This is a genomic window from Mesorhizobium sp. WSM4816 (assembly GCF_055811535.1).
This window is the reverse complement of the sequence record NZ_JBVVQR010000009.1, coordinates 1-5,724: the sequence shown is the minus strand read 5'-3', so window position 1 is coordinate 5,724 and position 5,724 is coordinate 1. Positions and strand designations below refer to the sequence as shown.

General features: G+C 63.1%; 5 protein-coding genes and 1 pseudogene. 4 read left to right on the top strand and 2 right to left on the bottom strand.

The features are described 5' to 3' along the window. Positions 1 to 117 precede the first annotated feature (117 nt). Positions 118 to 255, top strand: a complete 138-nt coding sequence (locus AC0L3H_RS12710) for a DUF2065 family protein (RefSeq protein ID WP_473585776.1) — start codon at positions 118 to 120, stop codon at positions 253 to 255. A gap of 138 nt (positions 256 to 393) precedes the next feature. Next, on the top strand, positions 394 to 1,908 hold the full coding sequence (locus AC0L3H_RS12705; protein WP_473585680.1) for a DegQ family serine endoprotease: 1,515 nt from the start codon (positions 394 to 396) through the stop codon (positions 1,906 to 1,908). A gap of 238 nt (positions 1,909 to 2,146) precedes the next feature. Here the strand turns inward: AC0L3H_RS12705 and AC0L3H_RS12700 are convergent. Both AC0L3H_RS12700 and serB read right to left on the bottom strand, forming a co-directional pair. Next, positions 2,147 to 2,709 (bottom strand): annotated as a pseudogene (locus AC0L3H_RS12700) (GNAT family N-acetyltransferase). After that, positions 2,706 to 3,593 (bottom strand): phosphoserine phosphatase SerB, encoded by an 888-nt coding sequence (gene serB / locus AC0L3H_RS12695; RefSeq protein WP_473585679.1) that lies wholly within the window; start codon positions 3,591 to 3,593, stop codon positions 2,706 to 2,708. Before serB ends, AC0L3H_RS12700 begins: the two are co-directional and overlap by 4 nt. Between serB and miaA the strand changes: the two genes are divergently transcribed. Both miaA and AC0L3H_RS12685 read left to right on the top strand, forming a co-directional pair. Continuing rightward, entirely contained in the window at positions 3,583 to 4,551 is a 969-nt protein-coding gene (gene miaA / locus AC0L3H_RS12690; RefSeq protein WP_473585775.1) for a tRNA (adenosine(37)-N6)-dimethylallyltransferase MiaA, read from the top strand. The genes serB and miaA overlap by 11 nt on opposite strands. Before the next feature lie 103 nt (positions 4,552 to 4,654). After that, positions 4,655 to 5,446, top strand: coding sequence for a GGDEF domain-containing protein (locus tag AC0L3H_RS12685; protein WP_023798799.1), 792 nt, complete (start codon positions 4,655 to 4,657; stop codon positions 5,444 to 5,446). Positions 5,447 to 5,724: the final 278 nt, after the last annotated feature.

Here is a 5,724-nt window from a genome sequence, read left to right as displayed (position 1 = left end):
CCCCCCCCACCCCCCAAAAAACCCTAATTTTTTTTTCCCCCCCCCCCCCCCCAAACCCCCCCCCCCCCCCCCAACTACCCCCCCCCCCCCCCCCCCCGGCGCTGTAGTGTCGAGGGCCTGGTCTATGGCGGCTTTCCCGGCCTCGCCAAGAAACTTGCCGGCGTTCTGTCGATGCCGGAAAATACGCTGCGGGTCGCCGGGCTGATTGCAATCGCCGTTGGTGTCGGCCTGGTCTGGCTGGTGCGGGGTGGATGACGATGATTTCGGGATAACGGAGGATTTATCCTCCGCCGATAGCCATAGCCGCAAACGTGCCGTATTTCTTGCCAACATGGCTCGACGCAGCGTTTTCGGCGAGCGCCTTTCTTCTCAGAGACACCGGGAGACTTCTCGATGACATCCAACAGCTTTTTGCGCGCGGCGAGGCGGACGTTGACCGCGGGTGCTGCAGCACTTCTTATCGGCGCCGCTACCGTCCCGTCGCTGGTGATGCCCGCGGCCGCTGACGACGGCCCGGCTTCGGTCGCCGATCTGGCGCAGGGCCTGCTCGGCGCCGTGGTCAATATATCGACCTCGCAGAGGGTGAAGGGCACGGAGGGCCCGGGCGCGGTGCCGATGCCGCAGCTTCCAGAGGGCTCGCCCTTCCAGGACTTCTTCGACGATTTCTTCAAGAACCGTCCCGGCGAACAGGGCAATCCCTCGCAAAAGGTGCAGTCGCTGGGCTCAGGCTTCGTGGTCGACGCCGAGCAAGGCATCGTGGTGACGAATAACCACGTGATCGCCGATGCCGACGACATCGAGGTGAATTTCTCCGACGGCGTGACGCTGAAGGCGACGCTGGTCGGCACCGACACCAAGACCGACGTGGCGGTGCTGAAGGTCGATCCGAAAGGGCACAAGCTGACGGCGGTGAGATTCGGCGATTCCAGCAAGATGCGCGTCGGTGACTGGGTGATGGCGATCGGCAATCCGTTCGGCCTCGGCGGCACCGTGACGGTCGGCATCGTCTCGGCCCGCAACCGCGACATCAATTCCGGCCCCTATGACGATTTCATCCAGACCGATGCCGCGATCAACCGCGGCAATTCCGGCGGGCCGCTGTTCAACAGCGCCGGCGAGGTGATCGGCATCAACACGGCGATCATCTCGCCGTCCGGCGGCTCGATCGGCATCGGCTTTTCCATTCCCTCGCAGCTGGCGTTGGGCGTCGTCGACCAGCTCCGCCAGTTCGGCGAGACGCGGCGCGGCTGGCTCGGTGTGCGCATCCAGCCGGTGACGGACGACATTGCCGAGAGCCTCGGCATGGCGACCGCCAAGGGCGCACTGGTCGCCGGCGTCATCAAGGGCGGGCCTGTCGACAACGGCACTATCCTGGCGGGCGACGTCATCATCAAGTTCGACGGCAGGGACGTCAATGAAATGCGCGACCTGCCGCGCGTCGTCGCCGAGAGCACGGTCGGCAAGGCTGTCGACGTGGTCATCGTGCGCAAGGGCGTCGAGCAGACCGTGAAGGTGACGCTTGGCCGGCTCGAAGATGGCGAAAAGCTTGCCAGCGGCGAGAACGGCAATACCGACAAGGACACTGGCGACGAGGCGCCTGCCGTCCCGACGGCGTCCGTGCTCGGCATGACCGTTGGCGACCTCAACGACGAGACGCGGACGAAATTCGGCATTGCCGCCGAAGTCTCCGGCGTCGTTATCACTGAAGTCGCCAAGGATTCGGCCGCTGCCGAACGCGGCATCCAGGCCGGCGAGGTGATCACCGAGATCGCGCAGGAATCGGTCGCCACGCCCAAGGATGTCATGGACCGGATTGCTGCGCTGAAGGAGCAGGGACGCAAGAATGCGCTGCTGATGCTGGCGTCGAAGAGCGGCGAATTGCGGTTTGTGACGATCCGGATGGACTGAGTCCCGGAGGCGCGTGCTGATGGTGTGTCGCTGAACCAGTGGATCGCGTCGGCGGTGGCGCAAAAGGTTGGAGCCGTGGAGACAGCGGCCGATTTCCTGCGTCGACGGGCTGGTGATGCATGGGCGATGATTTCGCGAAAGTGCTCGATCGCGTCGGCGTCAAACCGCCGCAACCTGGCGACGAGCTTCCGTTTGACAAGCCCTGATCAGGGTCGGCGCTGATCAGGGTCGGCACTGATCAGCGTCGGTTTTTCTGCCAATCCTTGGCTGTCAGCCTGTAGAACACATGCCGCTTGAGCCTGGCGTGGCTGTCCGGAATGCCGGGGTGGTCGAAATCGCTGGTCGGGTCGGCGGTCATGCCCAGGCGTTCCATGACGGCAGTGGACCGGCTGTTATCCCTGACGGCGAAAGAAACGATTTCCTCGAGGCCAAGCGTTTCGAAGCCATAGCGAGCCAGGCTTCGGCTGCCTCGGTGACATAGCCATGGCCCCAGAATTCGGGCGCCAGCCGCCAGCCGATCTCGACGGTGCCGGCCGGCAGGAACGGCAAATCATCGGTGTCGAGGAGGCCGACAAAGCCGATGCATTGGCGCGTTTCAACTATCTCGGCGGCAGCGAAACCGTAGCCATCCTCGGCAATCCAGGCGCGGAACTCGTCCATCTTGGCGTCGGCCTGCGCGCGGTCGCGGCGAAACGGAAAGAACTCCATGACGCGCTCGTCGGAGTTGATGCGGTGGAAGAGGTCGCGGTCGCGATCCTCCCAGTTGCGCAGGATCAGGCGCTCGGTGCGGATTGGCGTCACTCTGCAAATTCCTCCCGCCGGTAGCCCTGCAGATAGAGAAGCGCGGTGAGGTCGCCATGGTCGATGCGGAATTTTGCCTCCGCCGCCACGACATGCTTGGCATGAAGCGCCACACCGGTGCCGGCAAGGCGGATCATGTCGAGGTCGTTGGCGCCATCGCCGACAGCAATGGCGTCGGCGGTCGTCAGCCCGAGGCGCGCCGAAATCTCGAGCAGCGCATCGGCCTTGGCGGCGCGCCCCAGGATCGGCTCGGCGACCAGCCCGGTGAAGCGGCCATCCTGCTCGATCAGGCGGTTGGCGCGATTCTCCTGAAAGCCGAGCATGGCGGCGATGCGTGAGGTGAAGACGTTGAAGCCACCCGACACGAGTGCAGTCCAAGCGCCGTTGGCCCGCATGGTCTGGACAAGCGCGCGGCCACCGGAAGCCAGCGTCAGGCGATTGGCGATGATGCGGTCGACCACGGCAGTGTCGAGACCTTTCAGCAGCGCAACCCGCTCGCGCAAGGCCGGCTCGAAAGCGATCTCGCCATTCATCGATCGCGCCGTGATGGCGGCGACGTAATCCTTGACGCCGATCTCGTCGGCGAGCTCGTCGATGCACTCCTGGTCGATAACGGTCGAATCCATATCGGCGATAAGGATTTTCTTCCGCCTTGCCTCGGGCCGCTGAACGATCACGTCAACCGGTTCGGGTGCAAGCACGGCGCGCAGGCTGGCGGTCGTTTCAGCGGCTTCGGCCGTCTCGGGCAGAGAGAATTCGCAGGCTATGCCTTCGGCCAGCCAGCGAACAGTGCTTGCGCCGGCCGACCGTGACGCCATATTCGCAAGCGCCGGCGACAATGCGCGGCCGGCGGGATGGGATACAAGCGTGGCGATCAGCGGCATAAAAAATTCCGGCGGGCAGGCGGGCGAGGGCCGCGTTAAGAACGCGATCCTGATAGCCGGGCCGACCGCCAGCGGCAAGTCCGCCCTTGCGCTCGACCTCGCCGAGCGCAACGGCGGCGTCATCGTCAACACCGATTCGATGCAGGTCTATTCGGTGCTCGACGTGCTGACGGCGCGGCCGACTGCTGCCGAACTCGCCCGCGTCCCGCATTTCCTCTACGGACATGTCCATCCCGCCAACGCCTATTCCACCGGCGCCTGGCTGCGCGACGTGATGAAGCTCATCGACGGCGGTGCGCTCTTCCAACGGCCGGTGATTTTCGTCGGCGGTACCGGGCTTTATTTCCGGGCGCTTTCGGAAGGCATCTCGGAAATGCCCGACATTCCGCAGTCGATCCGTGATCGCTGGCGCTACGAACTCCAGGAGCAGGGCGCAGCCAAGCTGCACCGCATCCTGCTGCGCGAGGATTCCGCAGCCGGCATGATGCTGAAGCCGACCGACGGCCAGCGCATCGTGCGGGCGCTGGAGGTGCTCGATGCATCGGGCCGTTCCATCCTGGAGTGGCAGGCGGCGCGCGGCCGTCCACTGGTCGACAGGGCCAGCACGCGCTTCCTTGTGATCGAACCGGACCGAGCGGAACTGGTGGAGCGGATCGAGGCGCGGTTCGACCGCATGCTGGAGATGGGCGCCCTCGACGAGGTCAGGCAGATCACCGATCTTGGTCTCGATCCCGACTTACCGGCGATGAAAGCCATCGGCGTTCGCGAACTCCAGGCCGCAATGGCCGGCGAGCTGAGTTTTCCTGAGGCGATCGAGCGCGCGAAGATCGCGACGCGACAGTATGCCAAGCGCCAGGCGACCTGGTTCAGGCATCAGTTGGGTCCGGAATGGCTGAGATTGCGCCCTGGTGACCGTGTGGAATCCACGATCTTGGACACCTTTTCGAGTGCAACCTGAAAAGTTGACTTTAAGGGAAGACCTCCCGTTGAAGTTGTCCCAATTAACCCTCCGTAAGGCCGTCGATGCCATAACGTCTTTGGGGTTTTGCAACGGGGAGCAGATGCGTTTTCACAAGGCGGAATCAGCCTTTTTCGTCTTCATCTTCGTGATCCTGGCCGCCGGCCTGGTGACGCTTCACGCCTATGGGCTTCTGCAGGCGCTCGCGGCGGAGATCACTACCCCTGCCGCGATTGAGAAGACCACTTATCTCAACAAGCTGTTGTTTGGGACCGGCGTCCTTTTGGCGACTGCCCTGTTCTTTGGCATTTTCTTCATCTACCCGCTGATCCGCAAGCAGGCGACGGAAGAAGGCAAGCTGCGCGCCATGACGGTTTCGCTCAGCGCCCGTTCGGAAACGCTGGAGCATGCGGCGCTGACCGACGGCCTGACCGGCATGCAGAATCGGCGTTATTTCGACGATGCACTGAAGGAATATCTCGAGGAATTCCGTCGCATCGACAAGCCGGTCGGGCTGATGATCCTTGATCTCGACCATTTCAAGCAGGTCAACGACACTCACGGCCATGATGTCGGTGACCAGGTATTGCGGGCGGTCGCCAGTTGTCTCAAGGACATGACACGCTATCACGACGTGGTGGCGCGCCTGGGTGGCGAGGAGTTCGCGGTGGTCACGCCCAACATGGACGCCGAACTTCTGTCCAGGTTCGCCGAACGCATCCGCAAGGCGATCGCCAACATGTCGATACTGTCCGGCAATGTCCGGCTGAAGATCACTACCAGCGTCGGTCTTGCCATCTGGGACCGCAAGGAAACCGCCGAAGAGTTCTATCGCCGCGCCGACCGTCAACTGTATGAGGCCAAGAGGCAAGGCCGCAACCGCGTCTGCGCCTGAAATCCCGGAGAAGAATTCATGAGGCCGGCCGACTGACGCAGCTTTCTCGACTTCCGGTGCTCATGGACTCAAATGTCCACTCCGCGCCGGGTTCTCGAAAGCCACGTCATTCGATCCGGCCTGATGAATTCCCTTCCGGGATTTGCCCTGGTTTCCTAGGGGGACATAGTTTTAACTTTGGAAGCGCCTTAGCCTCACAGGCTAGAGCGGGATGAATTGAGGCTGAATCGAAAGGGGATTCCCGAAGGCGAGCAAATCAGATTCAACCTGCTGGCTGG